The organism is Rhodococcus sp. no. 34, from assembly GCF_054589475.1.
This window is the reverse complement of the sequence record NZ_BAAILK010000049.1, coordinates 129,133-148,783: the sequence shown is the minus strand read 5'-3', so window position 1 is coordinate 148,783 and position 19,651 is coordinate 129,133. Positions and strand designations below refer to the sequence as shown.

General features: G+C 62.9%; 23 protein-coding genes. 14 read left to right on the top strand and 9 right to left on the bottom strand.

Translation table 11 applies throughout. The features are described 5' to 3' along the window. The 4 genes from ACYP01_RS29455 to ACYP01_RS29440 form a co-directional block, all read left to right on the top strand. The coding region (locus ACYP01_RS29455) for a TroA family protein (RefSeq protein ID WP_459683564.1) at positions 1-377 on the top strand (377 nt) is incomplete at its 5' end. Positions 378-545: 168 nt separating this feature from the next. Then, positions 546-1,244 (top strand): CPBP family intramembrane glutamic endopeptidase, encoded by a 699-nt coding sequence (locus tag ACYP01_RS29450; RefSeq protein ID WP_020908494.1) that lies wholly within the window; start codon positions 546-548, stop codon positions 1,242-1,244. Between the two features lie 69 nt (positions 1,245-1,313). Next, on the top strand, positions 1,314-2,714 hold the full coding sequence (locus ACYP01_RS29445) for an amidohydrolase family protein (protein WP_209920276.1): 1,401 nt from the start codon (positions 1,314-1,316) through the stop codon (positions 2,712-2,714). Between the two features lies 1 nt (position 2,715). Next, entirely contained in the window at positions 2,716-3,657 is a 942-nt protein-coding gene (locus tag ACYP01_RS29440; protein ID WP_459683561.1) for an antibiotic biosynthesis monooxygenase, read from the top strand. Here ACYP01_RS29440 and ACYP01_RS29435 read toward each other — a convergent pair. Continuing rightward, on the bottom strand, positions 3,645-3,875 hold the full coding sequence (locus tag ACYP01_RS29435) for a PLD nuclease N-terminal domain-containing protein (RefSeq protein WP_007726301.1): 231 nt from the start codon (positions 3,873-3,875) through the stop codon (positions 3,645-3,647). The genes ACYP01_RS29440 and ACYP01_RS29435 overlap by 13 nt on opposite strands. A gap of 876 nt (positions 3,876-4,751) precedes the next feature. Between ACYP01_RS29435 and ACYP01_RS29430 the strand changes: the two genes are divergently transcribed. After that, positions 4,752-5,534, top strand: a complete 783-nt coding sequence (locus ACYP01_RS29430; protein ID WP_042920828.1) for a DUF1906 domain-containing protein — start codon at positions 4,752-4,754, stop codon at positions 5,532-5,534. Here ACYP01_RS29430 and ACYP01_RS29425 read toward each other — a convergent pair. Beyond that, on the bottom strand, positions 5,521-6,021 hold the full coding sequence (locus tag ACYP01_RS29425) for a nuclear transport factor 2 family protein (protein WP_007726289.1): 501 nt from the start codon (positions 6,019-6,021) through the stop codon (positions 5,521-5,523). The genes ACYP01_RS29430 and ACYP01_RS29425 overlap by 14 nt on opposite strands. Before the next feature lie 235 nt (positions 6,022-6,256). Then, a complete protein-coding gene (locus tag ACYP01_RS29420) occupies positions 6,257-7,687 on the bottom strand; it encodes an MFS transporter (protein ID WP_063316831.1) in 1,431 nt (476 codons plus the stop codon). Between the two features lie 85 nt (positions 7,688-7,772). On the opposite strand from ACYP01_RS29420, the gene ACYP01_RS29415 reads away from it, so the two are divergent. Beyond that, complete coding sequence (locus tag ACYP01_RS29415) at positions 7,773-8,231, top strand: MarR family winged helix-turn-helix transcriptional regulator (RefSeq protein WP_003945257.1); 459 nt, start codon at positions 7,773-7,775, stop codon at positions 8,229-8,231. Here ACYP01_RS29415 and ACYP01_RS29410 read toward each other — a convergent pair. From ACYP01_RS29410 to ACYP01_RS29400, 3 genes are all read right to left on the bottom strand, one after another. Continuing rightward, entirely contained in the window at positions 8,222-8,620 is a 399-nt protein-coding gene (locus tag ACYP01_RS29410) for a hypothetical protein (RefSeq protein WP_042448789.1), read from the bottom strand. The genes ACYP01_RS29415 and ACYP01_RS29410 overlap by 10 nt on opposite strands. A 78-nt stretch (positions 8,621-8,698) precedes the next feature. Next, positions 8,699-9,442 carry an Rv1157c family protein gene (locus tag ACYP01_RS29405; protein WP_003945233.1) on the bottom strand — a complete coding sequence of 248 codons (744 nt, stop codon included), beginning with the start codon at positions 9,440-9,442 and terminating at the stop codon, positions 8,699-8,701. 271 nt (positions 9,443-9,713) lie between these two features. Continuing rightward, complete coding sequence (locus ACYP01_RS29400; RefSeq protein WP_003945236.1) at positions 9,714-10,016, bottom strand: 4a-hydroxytetrahydrobiopterin dehydratase; 303 nt, start codon at positions 10,014-10,016, stop codon at positions 9,714-9,716. A gap of 16 nt (positions 10,017-10,032) precedes the next feature. Here ACYP01_RS29400 and ACYP01_RS29395 point away from each other — a divergent pair, with 16 nt between their 5' ends. Next, on the top strand, positions 10,033-10,458 hold the full coding sequence (locus ACYP01_RS29395; protein ID WP_007726279.1) for a (deoxy)nucleoside triphosphate pyrophosphohydrolase: 426 nt from the start codon (positions 10,033-10,035) through the stop codon (positions 10,456-10,458). Here ACYP01_RS29395 and ACYP01_RS29390 read toward each other — a convergent pair. Continuing rightward, on the bottom strand, positions 10,436-10,612 hold the full coding sequence (locus tag ACYP01_RS29390) for a hypothetical protein (protein ID WP_003945207.1): 177 nt from the start codon (positions 10,610-10,612) through the stop codon (positions 10,436-10,438). The genes ACYP01_RS29395 and ACYP01_RS29390 overlap by 23 nt on opposite strands. 324 nt (positions 10,613-10,936) lie before the next feature. Between ACYP01_RS29390 and typA the strand changes: the two genes are divergently transcribed. From typA to ACYP01_RS29360, 6 genes are all read left to right on the top strand, one after another. Further along, positions 10,937-12,844, top strand: a complete 1,908-nt coding sequence (typA, locus tag ACYP01_RS29385; protein ID WP_007726276.1) for a translational GTPase TypA — start codon at positions 10,937-10,939, stop codon at positions 12,842-12,844. A gap of 151 nt (positions 12,845-12,995) precedes the next feature. Continuing rightward, complete coding sequence (locus tag ACYP01_RS29380) at positions 12,996-14,780, top strand: ABC transporter family substrate-binding protein (protein WP_459683553.1); 1,785 nt, start codon at positions 12,996-12,998, stop codon at positions 14,778-14,780. Next, positions 14,777-15,661, top strand: a complete 885-nt coding sequence (gene mshB, locus ACYP01_RS29375; protein WP_030536225.1) for an N-acetyl-1-D-myo-inositol-2-amino-2-deoxy-alpha-D-glucopyranoside deacetylase — start codon at positions 14,777-14,779, stop codon at positions 15,659-15,661. Before ACYP01_RS29380 ends, mshB begins: the two co-directional genes overlap by 4 nt. Positions 15,662-15,768: 107 nt before the next feature. Continuing rightward, positions 15,769-15,927 carry a hypothetical protein gene (locus ACYP01_RS29370; RefSeq protein WP_003945210.1) on the top strand — a complete coding sequence of 53 codons (159 nt, stop codon included), beginning with the start codon at positions 15,769-15,771 and terminating at the stop codon, positions 15,925-15,927. Between the two features lie 92 nt (positions 15,928-16,019). Next, entirely contained in the window at positions 16,020-16,436 is a 417-nt protein-coding gene (locus ACYP01_RS29365) for a hypothetical protein (protein WP_030536224.1), read from the top strand. A 51-nt stretch (positions 16,437-16,487) separates the two neighbouring features. Next, entirely contained in the window at positions 16,488-17,333 is an 846-nt protein-coding gene (locus ACYP01_RS29360) for a uroporphyrinogen-III synthase (RefSeq protein ID WP_007726271.1), read from the top strand. Here ACYP01_RS29360 and ACYP01_RS29355 read toward each other — a convergent pair. Further along, positions 17,293-18,864 (bottom strand): PH domain-containing protein, encoded by a 1,572-nt coding sequence (locus ACYP01_RS29355; protein ID WP_459683549.1) that lies wholly within the window; start codon positions 18,862-18,864, stop codon positions 17,293-17,295. The two genes, ACYP01_RS29360 and ACYP01_RS29355, sit on opposite strands and share 41 nt — an antisense overlap. Next, entirely contained in the window at positions 18,861-19,364 is a 504-nt protein-coding gene (locus ACYP01_RS29350; RefSeq protein ID WP_007726268.1) for a PH domain-containing protein, read from the bottom strand. The genes ACYP01_RS29355 and ACYP01_RS29350 overlap by 4 nt, the downstream gene beginning before the upstream one ends. An 82-nt stretch (positions 19,365-19,446) precedes the next feature. On the opposite strand from ACYP01_RS29350, the gene ACYP01_RS29345 reads away from it, so the two are divergent. Further along, positions 19,447-19,635, top strand: coding sequence for a hypothetical protein (locus ACYP01_RS29345; protein ID WP_003945217.1), 189 nt, complete (start codon positions 19,447-19,449; stop codon positions 19,633-19,635). Positions 19,636-19,651 lie beyond the last annotated feature (16 nt).

The following is a 19,651-nucleotide window of genomic DNA, read 5'->3' as shown; positions in this document are numbered from 1 at the left end:
CGGTCGGCGCCTACAGTTCCGACGGTTACGGCGCGTACGTACCCGGCGACGCACGCGCAGACTTCATGACCCGCCTCGGCTTCACGATCCCGACGGCGATCACCGAAAAAGCCACCGGAAACTTCTACATCCCGGTCGCCAACGAGAACCTGAACCTATTCGACGCGGATCTCACGGTGCTGTTTCCGATCTTCCTCGACAGCAGTGCGTTTGCGAACGATCCGCTACTGCGCGCAATCCCGTCGGCTCAGGAGGGACATCTGTTGATCCTCGATGACCCGGCACTCGTCAATGCGTTCTCGAGTGGCTCGGTACCGGGGTTGACCTACGCAATCGACAACGCCGTTCCGAAGTTTGCGAGCACGCTCGGCGCCTGATCAGAGCTGTTTCGGGACCTGCCCGTCACTGTGAGCGTGTTCGCAAACAGTGGCGGGCAGTTCTCGTGCGCCGGTACACTGGGCAAAGTGAACTTTCAGCTAACGAGCGGCGGCCCAGTGGAGATCGCTCCAGTGGAGATCGAAGCGACCGCTCCTCGTTTTCCGCGGATGCATGCATACGTGGATATCGCTGTTGTGATCGTGGTGCTGGTGGGAACCAATCTGATCGCGCATTTCACCACCGCCTGGGCAAGCATCGCGACGGTACCCATCTCTGCTCTCGTCCTGTTGGCGCTCACCAAGCGCCGGGGAATGGGGTGGGCGGAATTGGGGCTGTCCCCTCGTGACCTGCGGCGAGGTTCGAAGTACGCGCTTGCCGCCGTCGGCCTGGTCCTGACGGTTGTCGCCGTCGGCGCCCTGCTTCCGCTCACACGTCCTTTCTTCATGGCGGATCGCTACGCCACTATTTCCGGCGCGATCATTGCGTCGATGATCGTGATCCCGCTGCAGACCGTCATTCCCGAAGAGTTGGCTTTCCGTGGCGTCCTGCACGGCACGTTGAACCGGGTCAGTGGATTCCGCGGCGTCGCCGCTGCCGGTTCTCTGATGTTCGGACTGTGGCACATCGCGTCGTCGATGGGTTTGACCAGCGGTAACGAAGGGCTGTCCGGCTTTCTCGGTACCGGAGTCGTCGGCCAGGTCGCCGGCATCCTCGGAGCCGTTCTCGCCACCGCTGCGGCCGGTCTCGTATTCACCTGGCTTCGTCATCGCAGCGGCAGCCTCATTGCGCCGATTGCTCTGCATTGGTCGTTGAACGGTGCCGGTGCGCTGGCTGCGGCTCTTGTTTGGCATGCAACTCTTGCTTGATCCCAATATCTGACAAAAAGGACAGCATTCGCCGCGCGACGCCGGGTAGTTTTGTGCTTTGCTCAGTAAGTGACGCACCTTCATCGAGGCCATGTCTTCCACATCTCCGGTCGTCCGACGGTAGAGGATGCGGCGCAGTCGCTCGTCTCGATCCCCGACGGCGTCTTGGCGATCGACGATGCCGGAACGATCGTCTACTGCGGAGAATTCGGATCACTCCCGAGCGGTCTCGAAGGCGCTGAAACCCACGACCACCGACCGGGTTTCCTGCTGCCCGGATTCGTCGATGCACACATTCATTTCCCGCAGACCTACGCCGGCGACGCCTACGGCGGCGGCCAACTCCTCGAGTGGCTCGACCTGTGCGTCTTTCCCTCCGAATCGCGATTCGCTGATCCGGAGTTTGCCCAGCACGCTGCCGAGGCCTTCTGCGCTCGCCGAATCGCCACGGGAACCACGGCCGCGATGGTGTTCGGATCGGCCTTCCCGCACGCGCAGGACGCCCTGTTCTCGGAAACTCTGAAACGCGGCCTTCGGGTGGTCAGCGGACGTGGGGTTCAGACCACCGGCCCGGCCTCCGCCGCCGCGCTGATCACCTCGGAAGAGGACGCGATCAGACTCACCCGCGAGGAGATCGACAAGTGGCACGCGGCCGACACCGGCGACGTGAACACTGCGCTCGTTCACGTCGCAGTGGTTCCCCGCTTCTCTCTCGCGGTGACAACACGGACGCTGAAGGATTTGGGGGAGTTGTACGACTCCGTCCGTGACCGGGGCGTCTACTTCCACAGTCATCTCAACGAGAACAATCGGCCCGGAACCGGCGAGGTGGCGACCACACTCGCCGAGTACGAGGTCGAGACCTATCTCGACACGTACGACGGCAAGTTCCTCCCCGGCTCACAGGTCGGCGGAAAGAGCTTCCTGGGTCCACGCGCGATACTCGCGCACTCGGTGCACTGCCAGGACTCCGAACTCGCACGAATGGCCGAGACCGGAACCTCGATCGCACATTGCCCTACGTCCCAGCAGTTTCTCGGCTCCGGCACCATGCCGTGGAAACGAACCGTTGCGTCAGGGGTCAACATCGCGATCGGATCGGACTTCGGTGGCGGCGACGAGTGCCTGCTCACCCGAGTCCTCGGCGACGCCTTCAAGGTTCACATCTCCGAAGCCGGAGACGACGGAGTGTCGATGCACCCTGCCGAACTGCTGTTCACCGGAACACTCGCCGGTGCTCGCGCGCTGGACATGGAGAACCGGATCGGCAACTTCGACGAGGGCAAAGAGGCCGACTTCCTGGTGATCGATCCGTCCGGGTGGCCGCCGCTCGCCGGGCTCGTCAGCTACGGAACGCGTTCGGATGATCCGATACTCGCCCGCGACCAGACGCTCTTCGGGCTCCTGATGGCGATGCGCGAGCCCGCGATTGCGCACGTGTACGTGCAAGGGCGCCGGATATCGGGCTGACGTGTCCGCAACTGCCATCACCGGGTACCACCGAACGAGTTCGGGATTCCGGGCGTGGGTCGAGCGTGCGGCTGAGACCGCCGGTCGATTCGACGGCTACCTGAGCTGTGGCATCAGTGATCAACCGGAACCGGTGTCGCACGGCGTGTCCGTCACGTTCGACAGTGCCGACGATCTTCATCGTTGGCTGGAGTCGACTGATCGCCGCGATCTCGAAAGATCAGCTGCTGCAACGGGAATTCTGGCGCAGACGAGTGATCTCGTTCTGATCGACGGCGTGCTGCCGCCGCCCGGTATCGGTGTGTACGACCACGCCGTCGTCGTGGGTAAGGAGAACGAGTTTCTGCGAACGCAACGACACCTCATCGATCTCAGTTCGCGATTCTCCGGCTACGAGTCGGTGATGTTGTTGCGGTCGGTCACCGACTCCACCCAGTGGAAGTCCGTCCTTCGGTTTCGGACAGAGCAGCAGTTGGCGGTGTGGATGGCGTCGCCCGAGAGGGCCGCAGCACTACCGAAACTGCGGGCCGAGTTGGCCGAGGACTTCACCGAGACCACGCGGTCGACACCGTTCGGCACCATTCTGCGCACGGAGAACGGGCAGACTCGCGCGACGCCGAATTGGAAGACGGCGATGATCATCCTGCTCGTCCTCTATCCGACGGTGATGACGCTGTCGAGGTTTCTCGGGCCGCTGCTCGACGGGATCGGAGCGCCGCCGTGGCTGTCGATGTGGTTGAGCCAGATAGTCAGCGTCGGCGCCATGACGTGGTTCCTGATGCCGACGGTCACGAGATGGTTCCGTCATTGGCTGGACCCGATCGACGGCGCCGTTCCCCGCACCAACTGGCGCGGCGTCGCGGCGGTAATTGCGGTGTACGCAGTGACTCTGACGCTCTTTGCGTCGGTGAAGTGGCTGCAGTTCTGGGACTACTTCGACTGAATCCGGCCTCGGCGGAAGTAGGTGAGTGGCCCGAAGAAGTTGACGAAGATGATCGCCGCCCACTTCTTCTTGCTGCCGTTGACCGTATTGGCAGGGCGTCGCGCCAGGTCTGTCCACGCGGCGATCGCCAACAGGGACTGAATCGTTGCGAGCACGGCGACGACGCGGCGTTGCGCGGGTGACAGCTCACTCCAGGACTTCTTCTTTGTGAGGTTCATGAACTCCACTGTGCCCTCGAACGTCCAATCGGTGTCGAGATCCGGTTGTTATCGGTGCCGGGAGTTCCTCAAATCAGTGTGAATAGCGTCACCATGATGACCGATAGGTACGGTCCCGCGGGCCGTCGGGCCGGTCGTTTTCGGCGTAAAGATCTCGCTAACTCGAACTGTGGCTGAATGTTTGCGCCCGCACTAAGCTCGCGTGGCTACATTGCCGCGGGGGATTTGGCCAATCTGCTGGTACGCCCTCTATCGGGAGCAACACCCATCCTGTTAAGTAAGGCTTGCCAATCTTGTGGTCGGCCTACAGGTTTGATGCTGCTCGGTAGCTGCTATCGGGAACGATGTTCGGAATACGTCAATAAATCGTCCTTAGGTGACAGTTTGATCACTGCCGGTGGGTGTTACCTGTGTGTATGTCCGCGCCCCGAAGGGGTCGAAATGTAACGTCCCGGACACATTTGGTGTCGCGGAAGTAACGGAAGGCCTCTACTCTTATCGCCAGCAGCCACTCACGTGGCGGCAATCCTCTGGACCGTATCTTCGACAGGAGCACATCGCATGAGCAGCGCAGAATTCTCGGATGCCTTCACCTTCCTCAACGACTTCTTCAGCAACGCGTCTGATCTCTTCAGCGCTCTGAGCTTCTTCACCTCGCTCAGCTGATAGCTTCCGGCCGCTAGGCCGACTCAGTGGCCCCCGAAGGCGATGCCTTCGGGGGCCACTGTTGTCTGTCAGGCGTCCAATTTGGTGACAATGTGAGCATTGTTGGCCAAGTGCATGGCGGGGTTGATGTGACTGTGGTGGAATGCGAGCGAAAGAAGATAGCTTGCCTGCCCGCCACTTCGAGCGGGACACGCCGATGATCGGAGCTTTGTGCACGTCTCGCGAAGAAACCTCTTCAAGTACGCAGCGGCTGGATCGGCGGCTGCCGGACTCGCTGCATTGAGCGGTACGACGTCGGTGGCCAATGCCGGTTCGCTCGGGACCCTGCTCGATTACGCCGCCGGTGTGCCGTCCGCTCAGGCAATCAAGGCCGCCGGGTATGCGGGCGCCATTCGATACGTCTCGGACAGGCGCCCGGGCGCCGATTGGATGGTCGGCAAGCCCGTACTGGCGCGGGAAACCGACGCGTTGACCGCGGCCGGACTTCAAGTCGTTTCTTGCTATCAATTCGGCAAGGGCGGAACGGCGGACTGGCGCGGGGCCCGCGAAGCGGGCAAGCGTCATGCTGCCCGTGGCCTCGAACTACATGCGGCGGCTGGTGGGCCGTCCGGTCGCCCGATCTACGCGTCGATCGACGACAACCCGACCAGTACTGAAATCACTACGCTGATCGCGCCGTACCTCGAGGGGTGGGCCTCGGTTGTCGGCAACGGAGCGCTCGGCGTCTACGGAAACACTCGCGTGATCGACGCAATGATCAGTGCCGGCGTCGGAACCTGGTTCTGGCAGCACAACTGGGGCTCGCCCGCAGGGTATGTGCACCCGCGGGCAAACCTGCATCAGTTCGAGATCGACAAGCGCAAGGTCGACGGCGTCGGCGTGGATCTGAACTCGATCCTCACTCGGGACTACGGGCAGTGGTCGTTGGCCGGTGCGGTCGGTCCGGCCCAGCCGGTCGGATCCTCGTTGCCGACAGGATCTATCGCACCATAGCGCCGAATTTGGCGAGCCAGGCCTTGGCGTCGTCGGGGAGGGTGCCCGCCGCTTCCGCGGCGAGGCACCATGCTTTTGCCATCGACAGGAAGTTCATCGGGTTGTAGGCGTCTTCCTCGCGAGACCACAGTCCGTTGCCGGCGTAATGCAGGATCGTGATGTTGGCGGCTCCGTGCTTGGATCCGTCACCCGGATCCTCCATCGGGTTGTCGATCTCGCACACGATCCATCCGCGCTGCTCGTCGACCACGAACCAGTTGGCCGGGAATTCGGTCATGCGGTGCCCCGGGAACTCCGTCATCGTGCGAGTGACCCACTTGCGTACGGCCTCTCGGCCATTGAGGGTGCCGAAAGCGTGTTCCACGTAGACGACGTCCTCGGTGAACATGTCCGCGAAGGCGTTCCAATCGCCGGAACGAGTGCACTCGACAACGGTGTTCTGGTAACCCGCGAAGGCGTCTTCGAGTTCGGTGCGTGTCCAGGTCATGAAAGGCTCCTCGGGTAGTCGTCGCCTCAAATTAGAACACGTTGCAGAATTGATTGTCGGCGATTCGATGGAGAAGAGTTCTGCGGTACCGTCGTTGTCGGGTCGGGGACCCGTTATGTGAGAGGGCACCACGTGGATATCATCATCAATTTCATCTACACACTTCTGTCGAAGTTGCAGACGGGCAGCATCGAAGGCTCTTCGGAGAAGTGAGTCCTCCGCCGGGCTGATTCCCTTACGAGACTTTCTGTTTGGGAATCAACCCGGCGAACACCATCGTCACGACGGCGGCGGCGATGGAGATCAGGAACGTGGCACGAAACGCCTCGAACGAGGGGATCACTGCGGTGCCGACGGTGATGGTCATTCCGGCCAGGACGACGCTCACGATCGCGGCAGACGTCGACGTGCCGATCGATCGCATCAGTGAGTTCAGTCCGTTCGCGGCTGCAGATTCCGTGATGGGGACTGCGCCCATGATCAAGGCCGGCATGGCCGAGTACGAGAGCCCGACGCCCGCTCCGATGAACATTCCGGCCACGGCGACCTGCCAGACGCTCGACACCGTGAAATATGCGAAGGCGTAACCCAATCCGATGACGAGGGCGCCGAGCATCAACGTGATTCGCGGGCCGCGCCACGCCGAAATTCGAGCGGAGACGGGCGAGAGCGCCATCATGACGAGTCCGCCGGGGGCCAGTGCGAGCCCCGCTGCAACCATGGACAGTCCGAGTCCGTAACCGGTGGACGTCGGTGCCATGAGCAGTTGGGGGAGCGTCAGGGAATTGCCGTACATGGCAAAACCGACGGCGATCGACGCGAAGTTGGTGAAGAGAACTTGCGGCCGGGCCGATACGCGGAGGTCCACCAGCGGTGCGTTGCGTCGAAGTTCCCACCATCCCCACACCAGGAAGCTGAGCGCGGAAACCGCAAGGAGCCCCAGGGTTTTCGCGTCGCCCCATCCCCAGGTTCCGCCCTTGGTGATGGGGAGTAACAGGGTGATCAGACCAACGGTGAGGCCGAGCGCACCGACGAAGTCGAAACGTCCCGGGCGTCGTACGGTCGATTCGGGAATGACGAACGCAACCAGTGCGATGCAGATCAGCCCGAACGCTGCCGATGTGACGAAGAGGAAGTGCCAGTTGGCATTCTGGGCGATCACCGCGGCGATCGGCAGTCCGATCGCACCGCCGACGCCGAGGGTGGCGCTCATGACCGCCATGGCGCCGGCCACTTTCTTCGGTGGAAGAACGTCACGAATGATGGCTATGCCCAATGGAATTGCCCCGACCGATGCTCCTTGAAGTGCTCGGCCGACAACGAGCATGATCAGTGAAGGTGCGATCGCGCAGATGGCCGAGCCCAGAACGACCATCCCGAGACTGACCAGCAGCATTCGTTTCTTGCCGAACATGTCGCCGAGGCGCCCGCTGATCGGCGTGATCACCGCGGCGGCGAGGAGTGTTGCGGTGACCGCCCACGAGGTGTCGGCGGGAGTGGAGTTCAACAGGTGCGGCAATTGCGGAATGATGGGGACTACCAGCGTCTGCATCAAGGCGACGACGATTCCGCACAGTCCTAGAACGGTGAGCACTGGACCCGAGGATGCGTAGTTCGTGTCGGGGATTTTCTCGTCGACATTGGACGACCCTGCGTGAACGGACATGCGGCTCCCGCCATGGCGTGTTCTGATTGGTGCGTTCGCCCCAGTGTGCACGCTACACATCGTGTGTAGTCTGCACAATATGAGGATGGACCGGGACCCTGATCTGGTGAATATCGAGTACGAGTTGACTCTGCTCTCGCGTTACCACGCGCTCGCACAACGGGCCGAACTTCATCTGGACCGGTCGGCGTATCTACTGCTCGGTCGACTGGAATTGCAACATCCCATGAGCCTCAAGGAGCTCTCCTGCGCTTTCTCGCTCGACATCTCCACCATCAACCGGCAGATCGGCGCGCTGAGGCGTCAGGGCTTGGTGGAGCGAGTGGAGGATCCGGACGGAGGGCTCGCGCGAAAGGTCCGGCCGACGGCGCAGGGGCTGTCGAAACTTCGTGCTGATCGCGAACATTCGACAGCCGGTGTCGAAAAGGTCCTCCGCGAGTGGACGCCGGAGCAGCGTCTCGCGCTCGGTGACCTACTGCGGCAATTCAATACCTCGGTCGAAGCGCTGGAAGGCCGCGAATGGCCGCGACCGAATCAGGTCTGAGAGTGCGAGACGGATCGTAGTGAGCGGTCCGGATCGCTCGAATCCGATTCCGGCGCAATGACAACAAGTTTCGGGTGTTCTTCGGGGGCTGCATGATTTCCACGCCAGGAGAGCAGTGACCAACGTGAGAGACCGGACAGCGCGGACCCGAGACTGGCGAACGAGCCCGAACTCAGGACTGACGCCGTAGACCCGATGCTTCCGATCGAAAGAAAAGAGCCGACGCTACCGATCGACAGGATCGAGTACGCCGATCCGATCGAGAGAATGGACCCCTCGGATCGGATGGACAGTATCGATCGCGTCGACTTGTGTGACCGTATCGACTGGTCTGGGCCGGATTTCTTCTCTGGACGACCGTGCGTGATGTCCACTCGTAGATGTCCCATCTATCGGGTCTATCACGGTGATCGGAGATGCAAAAGGGACCCACCGAAATTCGGTGGGTCCCTTTCACAAGACTTCGATCAAGCTACCGCGAACATGCCCACGGTCGGAAGGAAGCTGCAGGTGATGCGATCTGCGCCTTCCGGCTGGGTGGTCAGCGAACCGCTGATCACCGAGAGAACGCGTCCGGGGCCGGTATCGGCGATAGCCGACAGAGTGGCTGGGCCGTCCGGGTTGATGCGTGCGGCGTTGGTCAAGTTCTGGGTGGCGCTGCGCTGGTTGTCGATGTTGACCCAGGTGACGGTCATCGGCACCGGCTGGTCGTCGACGGCGGGAGCCGTACCGAGAGCGGTGAAGACGAATCCGGCCTGACCGGCAGCGGGACCGGGAGGAGGCAGGTGAGCCGGGCCGGGAACGGCAAGTGCGGTTCCGACCGAATCGGCGGTGGCCGAGATGCAGCCCTTGCCAAGCGTCGGGTAGAGGAACTGCGCGATGACGGGGGCGTTCTCGTCCGGGATCGCCGGTCCGCCGCCGCCGCTGCCGTCGAGGAAGGTGATGACCTTCTCGAGGGTGGCCTTGATCTCGGGCGGAATGCCGGGGGAGTTCAGGATCGCGCGAGCCTGGTCGAGCAACGCTTGCTGCGGTCCGCCTGCAACATCGGCCGGACCTGCGGCGGCGCCGATGATGGCGGGCGCAAACGATGCGAGGAACTCGATCGGCACACTTTCGGGTGCGGGCGGTGCTGCCGGATCGGCCATTGCCTGTGCCGGCAATGCCAGTCCTGCTACTGCGGCAATAGCGACGGCGGTGAACGCCTTTCGCATACCTCGGGTTCGAAGCACTGTTTCCCCATCCTTAGTCATACCGCGCGGGCGCCTAGGCGAGCTCCGCGTTTGACGGCTCGAGGGGTCACTCTATGTACAGAGCCCCCGGGTTGTACAGCTGTTCAGTTGCTGAGCAGCTACGCACCGGGGGGAGTCTATGGCATGACCGGCCTCGATCGTGATTTACGGCGACCATACCTGTGACTGAAGTGATCTATGTGAAAGTTGATGCAACTGTTACGTCAGATTGCGAGGTTTGTTCACTCGAAGATCAGTCGAAACGGACCGAATCGTCGACGAGTACGTCAATTCGACGGGCAAGGTCGAAGTCCAGTTCCGTGAGACCGCCCGCCGAGTGTGTCGAAAGCGTGTACGTGACCTTTCGCCAGCGAACGTCGATGTCGGGATGATGATCCGCGGCCTCGGCGACTGCCGCGATGCGTTGAAGAAGCGCGATGGCGTCCGGGAATGTCGCGGAGTCGACCGTGCGAGTGATCGACCCTGGCGACAGTTGCCAGGCGGGCAGTTCGTCGAGAGCGTTTTGGATCGCGGAGTCGGACAACAAAGTGGCCATACTCCATCATGGTGCGATGAGTGATGCACCTGCAAGGGATCGGGAAGTTGTCGCCGGTGCGATCTTCCGCGAGGGAAGGCTGCTCCTCGCGCAGCGGACGAGTCCGCCGGCTTTGGCCGGTCGTTGGGAGCTGCCGGGCGGGAAGGTCGAAGAATTCGAATCGCCACAGAACGCGTTGGCGCGGGAGCTGCTCGAGGAACTGGCGGTCGAGGTGAGATGCGGCGCCAGAATCGGTGTCGACGTGCCACTGTCGCCGGGGTTGGTCCTGCGGGCCTACCGGGCGGAGTTGGTGTCGGGAGAACCGGTCGCGCTCGACCATGCTCAATTGACATGGGTCGACGCCGAAGAACTGTTGTCGATGGATCTGGTGGACAACGATCGAGCCTGGATCCCCGAGTTACTCGCGGAATTGAGCGCGCTTACGCCGCACGAGCCTTCTTGAGACCCGCTTTCAGTTCCTTCTTGGATGCGCCCTCGTTCTCGAGCTTCTTCATCCGCATGATGACGACGGGACACTTGATGCACCGCGTCTTCTTGCGGCAGCACTTCTTCTTCGGCTTGAGCTGCGAGACCTTGCTTGCCTTGACTTTTCCCATGTGACGCTGCGGCTTTCCTGTTTCACTACGGCGGAGAGCCCGCTCTTGGAACGAGGTTAGCGTACCCTTAAATGACCTGTTTCTCCAGGTCGTAATCCTACGCGCATCGGCGTGGTGCAGATCACTATTCGCTGGTGGGGGCGGTGATAGAGGCCGCACAATGCAGGAGTATCAGCCCGGAGCGAGTAGTATTTACTAGGCCGCGGTGCCTTCTCAGGCGATTCGTGCCCTGATTCGGATCACACACTCGTGCAGCGGCCACCAGAAGAGCCGTGCGACTTGACTTTCGCGTGGCCGAATCAACTCAGCCAGGAGAGCCATCGCGTGACCATCACCAGCTTCCGTAACGTTGCCATCGTCGCACACGTCGACCACGGCAAGACCACCCTCGTCGACGCCATGCTTCGTCAGTCCGGCGCGTTCGAGGAGCGCGCCGAGCTGGTCGATCGCGTTATGGACTCCGGCGACCTCGAACGCGAGAAGGGCATCACCATTCTCGCGAAGAACACCGCAGTACATAAGGTCAACGAAGACGGTTCCATCACCGTCATCAACGTCATCGACACCCCCGGCCACGCCGACTTCGGTGGCGAGGTCGAGCGCGGCCTGTCCATGGTCGACGGCGTCGTCCTGCTCGTCGATGCTTCCGAGGGACCCCTGCCGCAGACGCGTTTCGTGCTGCGCAAGGCACTCGCCGCTTCGCTGCCCGTCATCCTGGTCGTCAACAAGACGGACCGCCCCGACGCCCGTATCGAAGAGGTTGTCACCGAGGCTCAGGACCTGCTCCTCGACCTCGCATCGGACCTGTCCGACGAGGCCGCCGAAGCCGCTGAGCTCGCACTCGAACTTCCCGTCCTCTACGCGTCCGGTCGCGAAGGCAAGGCATCGACCGTGCAGCCCGAGAACGGCAAGGCTCCCGACGCCGAGGACCTCACCGCACTCTTCCAGGTGCTGATGGAGTACGTCCCCGCGCCGAAGGGCTCGGTCGACGCACCGCTGCAGGCTCACGTCACCAACCTCGACGCATCCGCATTCCTCGGTCGCCTCGCACTCGTTCGCATCCACAACGGCGAGCTGCGCAAGGGCCAGACCGTGTCCTGGTGCCGCGAGGTCGACGGCGAGCCCGTCGTCACGAAGACCAAGATCACCGAACTCCTCACGACCATCGGTGTCGAGCGCGTTCCCGGTGAGGTCGCCGTCGCCGGTGACATCTGCGCCGTCGCAGGATTCCCGGACATCATGATCGGCGACACCCTCGCCGATCTGGAGAACCCGGTCGCACTGCCCCGCATCACCGTCGACCAGCCGGCAATCTCGGTCACGATCGGCACCAACACGTCACCGCTCGTCGGTCGCGTCAAGGGTCACAAGCTGACTGCACGCATGGTCAAGTCCCGCCTGGACCAGGAGCTCGTCGGTAACGTCTCGCTCAAGGTCCTCGACATCGGTCGCCCCGATGCGTGGGAGGTCCAGGGTCGTGGAGAGCTCGCGCTCGCCATCCTCGTCGAACAGATGCGTCGTGAGGGCTTCGAACTCACCGTCGGTAAGCCGCAGGTTGTCACGCAGCTCGTCGACGGCAAGGTTCACGAGCCTTTCGAAGAGCTGACCATCGACAGCCCCGAGGAGTACCTCGGCGCCATCACGCAGCTCCTGGCCAACCGCAAGGGCAAGATGGTCCAGATGTCGAACCACGGCGCAGGCTGGGTTCGCATGGAGTTCATCGTTCCTTCGCGTGGCCTCATCGGCTTCCGCACGGACTTCCTCACGGAAACCCGCGGAACCGGTATCGCCAACGCCGTGTTCGACGGATACGGCCCGTGGGCCGGCGAGATCCGCGCGCGCCACACCGGCTCGCTCGTCTCGGACCGCTCCGGCACGGTGACGCCGTTCGCCATGATCCAGTTGGCCGACCGCGGAACCTTCTTCGTCGAGCCCGGCGCAGACACCTACGAGGGACACGTCGTCGGTATCAACCCGCGTCAGGAAGACCTCGACATCAACGTCACCCGCGAGAAGAAGCTGACCAACATGCGTCAGTCGTCCGCAGACGTGATGGAGACCCTCGCAAAGCCGATCAAGCTCGAACTCGAAGCAGCGATGGAGTTCTGCTCCAGCGACGAGTGCGTCGAGGTCACCCCGGAGGACGTTCGCGTCCGCAAGGTGCACCTCAACGCAACCGAGCGCGCTCGCGAGCGTTCACGTAGTAAGGCACGCGACAAGGCTGCTCTGTAGTCTTTCGTCGGTTACAACCTGACAGGCGGATGTGCCTTTCAGCCGAGTTTTCGGCGGAAAGGTACATTCGCCTTCATGGTTTCCAGGCGAAAGATCTGCCAGGGAATCGAGTGCAAAGGGGCGACGCGGCCCCGTACGGAAGGAATTGTCTGTGGCCTCAGGACGTCGCTACCTGGCGTTGGCAGTGGCAGTGACGGCGTTGTCACTGACTGCATGTACAGCCGATCCGCCGCCTCCGGTCGAGAGCACCGAAACCGTCAAGCCCACACCGACTCCGGTCGTTCCGGCGATGAAGCAGGTCACTGTGGCAATCGACGAGGTGGGAGGCGGATTCAACCCGCACCTGCTCGCGGATCAGTCGCCGGTCAACTCCGCAGTCGGCAACCTCGTACTGCCCAGTGCGTTTCGCCCGATCAATTCGCCCATACAACCTGGCGCGACGGAGTGGGCGATCGACGATTCTTTCCTCGTTTCCGCTGAAGTGACGTCGGAGGCCCCGTTCACGATTCGCTACCAACTGCGCAACGAAGCCCAATGGTCGGACGGCGCTCCCATTGCGGCAGAAGACTTTCGCTACCTGTGGCAGCAGATGATCTCGGTTCCCGGTGTGGTCAATCCCGCGGGCTATCAGATGATCGACGACGTGAACTCGTCCGGCGGCGGCAAGACGGTCAACGTCGTGATGCGTGCGCCGTATCCGGCATGGCGAGAGTTGTTCACCGATATTCTTCCGTCCCACCTGATCAAGGACACTCCCGGCGGTTTCAGCACCGGCCTGAGTGAGGGGATTCCGGTGTCGGGAGCCCACTTTCACGTGCGCTCGGTCGACCGCGGCCGGGACGAAATCGTGCTCGAACGCAACGACCGATTCTGGGGCAAGCCTTCAGACCCGGATCAGATAGTTCTGCGACGCGGAGGAACGGCTGCGCAGTTGGCGGATGCGTTGCGTACCGACGATGCCCAAGTGGCGCAGGTTCATTCGGGTAGTGCCACGGATATTCAGCTGTCTGCAATCCCGGGTGTCAGGACGGCGTTCTCCTACGTTCCGCGCACTCTCGACATCAACGTGAACGGGCGAAGCAAGAACTTCGCGGATGTTCGGGTGCGTAAAGGTGTTCTGGGACTGCTCGATCCGGACCTGCTCGCCGTGGTGGCGGCAGGGAGTGAATCGGCGTCGGCCCCGGTGAAAGCTCAGATCCTCGCTCCGTCGGATCCGGGATATGCGCCCACCGCGCCGCCGAAACCGACCAGGGAGCAAGCACTGGGCGAGCTGACTGCAGCCGGCTACCTGACGGCACCGCCCACCGGAATCGTCACGGGCACTGGAACGGTCGGATCGATCGTCCGTGACGGCGCCCAGTTGACACTGCTGATCGGCGCTCCCGAAAACGACGACATCGCGATCGCCGTGGCAAACACCGCTGCCGACGAATTGCGTGACGTGGGAATCCTGGCGACCGTCGAATCGGTGGCGCCGGAGGAACTCTACGGCGAGGACCTGACGACAGGACGCGTCGACATGATCGTCGGTTGGAGCCGGGCAGGCGCCGACACGGCCACTTCGCTGGCCTCGCGGTTCAGTTGCCCGAGCGCACCTTCCACTCCGGCAACAAGTTCGGCACTGCCCGCACCGACGCCGTCGCAGACACCGGAGCCCATCCGAACGACAAGCGTCGAGGCTCCGAGCAACCTGTCCGGGCTGTGTGATCCGGCGTTGCAAGGTCGGATCGACGAAGCGCTCAGTGGCATCGGGGATCTGGGGTCGTTGATCGCCGATGCGGAACCCAAGCTGTGGGATCTTGCGGCGGTTTTGCCGATCGTGCAGAGCCGAGCGCTGGTCGCGGTCGGGACCGGAGTCGAGGGCGTGGTCCTCGACGGGCCGGTGCAGGTGGGGATATTCGGAAACGCTACGGACTGGGTGAGGGTGGAAAAGTGACCGCGTCGGCGAAGCGACTTCTGTTGGTGCACGCACATCCGGACGACGAAACGATCACCACCGGTGGCACCATCGCGCGATACGCGTCCGAAGGCGTCGAGGTCACAGTCCTCACCTGCACGTTGGGGGAGGAAGGTGAAGTGATCGGTGATGCGTGGGCCGGGCTCGTGGCTTCCGAGGCCGATCAACTCGGTGGCTACCGGATCGCGGAACTGAGCGCTGCTTTGTCGGCTTTGGGCAGTGCCGCTCCTCGCTTCCTCGCCGATGCCGGTCGGTATCGCGACTCCGGAATGATCGGCACACCTTCGGCCGCCAATCCCCGTGCTTTTGTCAATGCTCGACTCGACGAAGCAGTCGGCGCGGTGGTCGCAGTCATTCGTGAGATTCGGCCGCACGTCGTGATCACGTACGACCCCAACGGCGGCTACGGGCACCCGGACCACATCCAGGCGCACGCGATCACGACAGCGGCCGTCGAAGCTGCAGGAACGACCGCGTATCCCGAGACCGGCGAGCCGTGGTCGACTCCGAAGTTCTACTGGACCGTGACCGAGCGCAGCGGACTCGAACGCGGCATCGCGGCGATTTCCGAGTTCCCGGAGAACTGGCGTCTGCCCGAGCCCGGGGAATTGCCGAGCGTCGAGGACACAGACGTGACGACGGCAATCGACGTTCGAGGCGTCATCGATGCGAAGGCGAGGGCATTGAGCGCCCACGCCACTCAGGTGACGGTAGCCCCGAGCCGAGCCGAGTTCGCATTGTCGAACAACGTGGTCCAACCGATCCTGACGGTCGAGCATTTCGTATTGGCCGCCGGCGCGCTCGGTCCGGTGGGTGAGGACGGCCGCGAGCGCGATCTGTTCGGCGGGCTGCACAGCTGACCTGGGCGTCGGCTCACAGGCATTGCGATCGACGCCGTAGTGGTGTGTGATGCGTGTCACCGGATGGGTGGTCCTTTCGGTAACAGCAAAGCCTGGGGGCTGAAGAAATGTACAACTGGGACCTGCAAAACCAGATCGTCGCCTTCGTCGATTCGTTGCGTCCGATGGCTGGTTATTACCACGACTTGTATTACGGGTCGCTCTACGCATTCGCAGATCAGCAGAGTCATTTGCTGACTCTGCTCGGGTTCCCGCCGGTTCCCTGATCAGCTTCGTGCTTTTCGGGCGCGAGCCGGGGTGCTTGTCGGGAGGGACCCCGCGCTCGCGCGATGACGACCGATAGACCACTATCAAAACCATGACGACCGTCGAGAACAACACGGACGCCTCGACAGGAACGTCGCTGTCGTGGCTCGACCCTGTCATCCTCGGCGTCCTGATTTTCGACGGATTCTTGTGCGCGGTGTTGTCCGTCCTGTTCTTGCCGACTCATCTCGGTACGACGGCATTTCCCATCAGCATTCTCGTAGCCGCGACCGCGAACCTCGTATTGGTGATCGCCGCCCGCACGGTTACGACGCCGGGTAGGGCCGCATTGCCGCTCGCCGGTTGGATCGTCGGGTTCTTGGTGTGCATGGTGGGCGGCCCCGGCGGCGACGTACTCGTGCTTTCGTCCCCTCTGACCTTCCTGCTGCTGGTCGGTGCGATCGCTCCGGCCGCCGTTTTCCTCTTCAAAGTGGCGATCAACAGACTCGCCACCCTCAGCTCGCAATAGTTCTCGGCGCGCGCGTAGGAAACTGACCCGTGCATAAGGGACACTCAGCCTGTGGCTGAACATGATTTGGCGGGTGCGACTATCGCCTTGACCGCAGAACGGCGTGTCGAAGAATTTGCGACGCTCCTCGAACGTCGAGGCGCGGAGATCGTGCGGACACCGGTGATCCATGTGCTGCCCTTGGTGGACGATCGAGACCTGAGGACTCAGACGTCCGCTTTGATTGCCGATCCTCCGGAATTGGTCGTGATCAGTACCGGGATCGGCTTCAGGGGTTGGCTCGAGGCCGTCGCCTCGTGGGGTTTGACCGAGGAGTTCCTCGGGGCGCTCGCCCACACGCGCATCATCGCCCGCGGCCCCAAGGCGACGGGCGCCATCCGAGGCGCCGGACTGCGCGAGGAATGGTCGCCTTCGGGTGAGTCGTCCGAGGAAGTTCTGGCACATCTCGGAAGCGAGGGAGTGGCAGGCTTGCGCATCGCAGTCCAGTTGCACGGCACCATCACCGAATGGGAGCCGTTGACGGACCTGAGCGCCTCCCTCGCCGACATCGGCGCGGTTGTCACTCCGGTATCGGTCTATCGGTGGATCCGGCCGCCGGATCAGTCGCCGGTCCGCGCGTTGGTCGCTGCAGTTCGTTCCGGTGCGATCGACGCGCTGACCTTCACCAGTGCCCCCGCGGTCTCCTCGATGCTCAGCACGGCGAAAGAAATGGGCGAGCTGGAGCGGTTCGTCGCAGCGATGCGCGGACCGGTACCGACCTACTGCGTCGGACCGGTGACGGCCGCCCCGCTGGAACTCCTCGGTGTTCCGACCATTCAGCCGGAGCGATCGCGTCTCGGTTCGCTGGCGAGGCTCATCATCGACGACCTGCCCACACGTCGCCACCGCCCGGAGTGACGGCTTCGATCAATTCCCACGCGTTCTCGGCGGGGAGATCGATCACCTCGTAGCTTCCGGTGCCGGCGGGCGTCGCGGCGACGACGGTTGCCACTCCCGCGCGTCGTTGGAAGAACGTCTCGCGCACCGTCCATCCGATGACACCTTCGGATTCGAGACTGTGACGCTGGCGATCGAGCGAGCCGTTTCGGGTGATCAACCATCCGGGTAGTACTGCGTGGCCGAGGCCCTTGTATCGGTCGTAGGCGAGGGCGGTGCCACCGATGGCGAGTACGGCGACCCCGAACCACGCGTAGATCGGTACATCGAGTCCAGAAGCCGCGCACGCCACACAGACCAGGAACGCCACCGCGGCGAGGAACAGTGCTCGGGTGTACCGGCGACGCCGCGCGGCCGGGCCGTGCGGGATCAGCGGGGCGGACGCCTGGCGTGAGTCACCGATCACGGTGGCCATCACTCGCTCGGCTTCCCTGCGCGGTCCCTGCGGGAGCAGTAGCGAAGATTCCTTCTTCTCGGCGCTGACCCCGGTCATGATGGCGTCGAGCCGCGCGCCGCGGGCCAATCGCAGCAGGAGCGGTTCCTTGAGCGTCGTGCCACGGAGGCGGGCGCGGTCGAGTGTGGTTTGCCGAGTCTTCAACAGGCCGTGACTGACATGCAGGATGCGGCCGTTGTCGGTGAGTTTCATGTTGCCGAACGCGATCAGGTACTGGACGCAGGCGAGTGCACTCGACAGCACCAGCAGCACGACGAGTGCGATGACGACCATCAGTGCGATGCCGAGGCTCTCGAGTGAGTCGAAGCTGTCGCTCACTGCCGAGGATTTCGCGACGGCAGTGCCGATGCCGTATTGGAACGAGATGCCGATGATGGCTGCGATGATGGCGATTCCGGTGAACGAAAAGGGGGCGTAGCGAACCCAACTCGGTTCCCAGTGACCGATTTCGGTGTCGACCGGTTCGGTGATGCTTTCGACCGGCGTGCCCGGGGTTTCCAGTCGCCGTGCTTGCTGGGCGCCGGCCAACAGTGCGGCGCGTAGGTCCGGAACCAGGGCGGTCGACAGGGCGTTGAGCTCGAACTTGTTCGAATCGTGGCCGCTCCCGGCGCGCTGGCCGGTACCGATGCGCACGATCGACAGTCCGAGCAACCGGTGCATGACCCCGGCCTCGACGTCGACGGATCGGATGCGGCTACGCGGGACGGAGAGCAGCTTTTTCTGGAAGACCCCGGTGCGCAGTTGAACGTGGACGGGTCCGATTCGGTACGTGGTGGTGAAATACCGCAACAAACCGAAGATGACGAGCAGAGTGACGACGCCGAGTCCCCACCAGTGGTTTCCGGATTGGCTGCCGAGAACTACGGAGACGAGTAGGACCGGGAGCAGTTTGATGACTTCGTTGACGGGGTGGACCAGAAGCATGCGTCGGTCGAGGCGGAGCCAGGGCTGTTCCTCTTCCGCGGCCTCGGCAGCTGCCGTTTCCGCCTCTACCGGGATCTCGATCGCGGTCGGGTCGCCCAACTGTTTCTCGTTCACGTCGCGTCTCCCACGTTGGTACCCGCGATCTCCGTCAGTTGAGCCACCGTGCGGTCGGCGACTTCCTGGTCGAGTGCGGAGATCTTCACGGCCCCGGCCGACGACGCTGTCGTGACCGTGACGGTTGCCAGACCCAACATGCGGTCGATCGGTCCGCGCTCGGTGTCCACGGTCTGCACGCGCGAGATCGGTGCGATGCGTCGCTCCTGGGTGAACCAGCCGGTGCGGGTGTACACCGCGGTGTCACTGATCTCCCATCGGTGGACGCGATACCGCCACGCCGGGACCATCAGAATGTAGGTGGCAGCGAAGAGCACGGTGACTGCGAATACGGTGCCGACCACCCAGGACGGGATTCCGGGTATCAAGACGGCACAGACGATTTCGGCGACGATGACGGGTACCCAGAACAGTGAGGCAGTGATTGCCCACAGCCTCGGGGCTTTGGTGCTGGGTCGCCATAAGGGGTCGGCCATGGTCAGCGGTTGCGGCGCAGTCATGGGCACTACTTTGGTCGAGTGAGGGGCGATCTGTCGACATCGGCCCTATCGTGGAGTGTGGCGACCGCGAAGGGAGCACGTGATGACCGAACAAGATGCGACATTCGACCCGGAGGCTCCGGAATCAGATGCGCTCGAACAATCGACACCCGTAGATCCGAACGCCCCTGAAGAACCCGATCTGACCGACATTCCGCTCGACGCGCCAGTGGCTGACGTGGTGGATCAACGAGTCGAGGTTGCGGTCGACGACGACTACCGGCCGTCGTGATCGAGGCGGTGTCGGG

Excerpts from the sequence above, each read along its gene's own strand:
- ACYP01_RS29450 (WP_020908494.1), top strand. The coding sequence starts at position 546 with ATGCATGCATACGTGGATATCGCTGTTGTGATCGTGGTGCTGGTGGGA.
- ACYP01_RS29435 (WP_007726301.1), bottom strand. The coding sequence starts at position 3,875 with ATGAACCTCACAAAGAAGAAGTCCTGGAGTGAGCTGTCACCCGCGCAA.
- ACYP01_RS29425 (WP_007726289.1), bottom strand. The coding sequence starts at position 6,021 with ATGACCTGGACACGCACCGAACTCGAAGACGCCTTCGCGGGTTACCAG.
- ACYP01_RS29420 (WP_063316831.1), bottom strand. The coding sequence starts at position 7,687 with ATGTCCGTTCACGCAGGGTCGTCCAATGTCGACGAGAAAATCCCCGAC.
- ACYP01_RS29415 (WP_003945257.1), top strand. The coding sequence starts at position 7,773 with ATGGACCGGGACCCTGATCTGGTGAATATCGAGTACGAGTTGACTCTG.
- ACYP01_RS29410 (WP_042448789.1), bottom strand. The coding sequence starts at position 8,620 with ATGGGACATCTACGAGTGGACATCACGCACGGTCGTCCAGAGAAGAAA.
- ACYP01_RS29405 (WP_003945233.1), bottom strand. The coding sequence starts at position 9,442 with ATGCGAAAGGCGTTCACCGCCGTCGCTATTGCCGCAGTAGCAGGACTG.
- ACYP01_RS29400 (WP_003945236.1), bottom strand. The coding sequence starts at position 10,016 with ATGGCCACTTTGTTGTCCGACTCCGCGATCCAAAACGCTCTCGACGAA.
- ACYP01_RS29395 (WP_007726279.1), top strand. The coding sequence starts at position 10,033 with ATGAGTGATGCACCTGCAAGGGATCGGGAAGTTGTCGCCGGTGCGATC.
- ACYP01_RS29390 (WP_003945207.1), bottom strand. The coding sequence starts at position 10,612 with ATGGGAAAAGTCAAGGCAAGCAAGGTCTCGCAGCTCAAGCCGAAGAAG.
- ACYP01_RS29370 (WP_003945210.1), top strand. The coding sequence starts at position 15,769 with ATGTACAACTGGGACCTGCAAAACCAGATCGTCGCCTTCGTCGATTCG.
- ACYP01_RS29365 (WP_030536224.1), top strand. The coding sequence starts at position 16,020 with ATGACGACCGTCGAGAACAACACGGACGCCTCGACAGGAACGTCGCTG.
- ACYP01_RS29350 (WP_007726268.1), bottom strand. The coding sequence starts at position 19,364 with ATGACTGCGCCGCAACCGCTGACCATGGCCGACCCCTTATGGCGACCC.
- ACYP01_RS29345 (WP_003945217.1), top strand. The coding sequence starts at position 19,447 with ATGACCGAACAAGATGCGACATTCGACCCGGAGGCTCCGGAATCAGAT.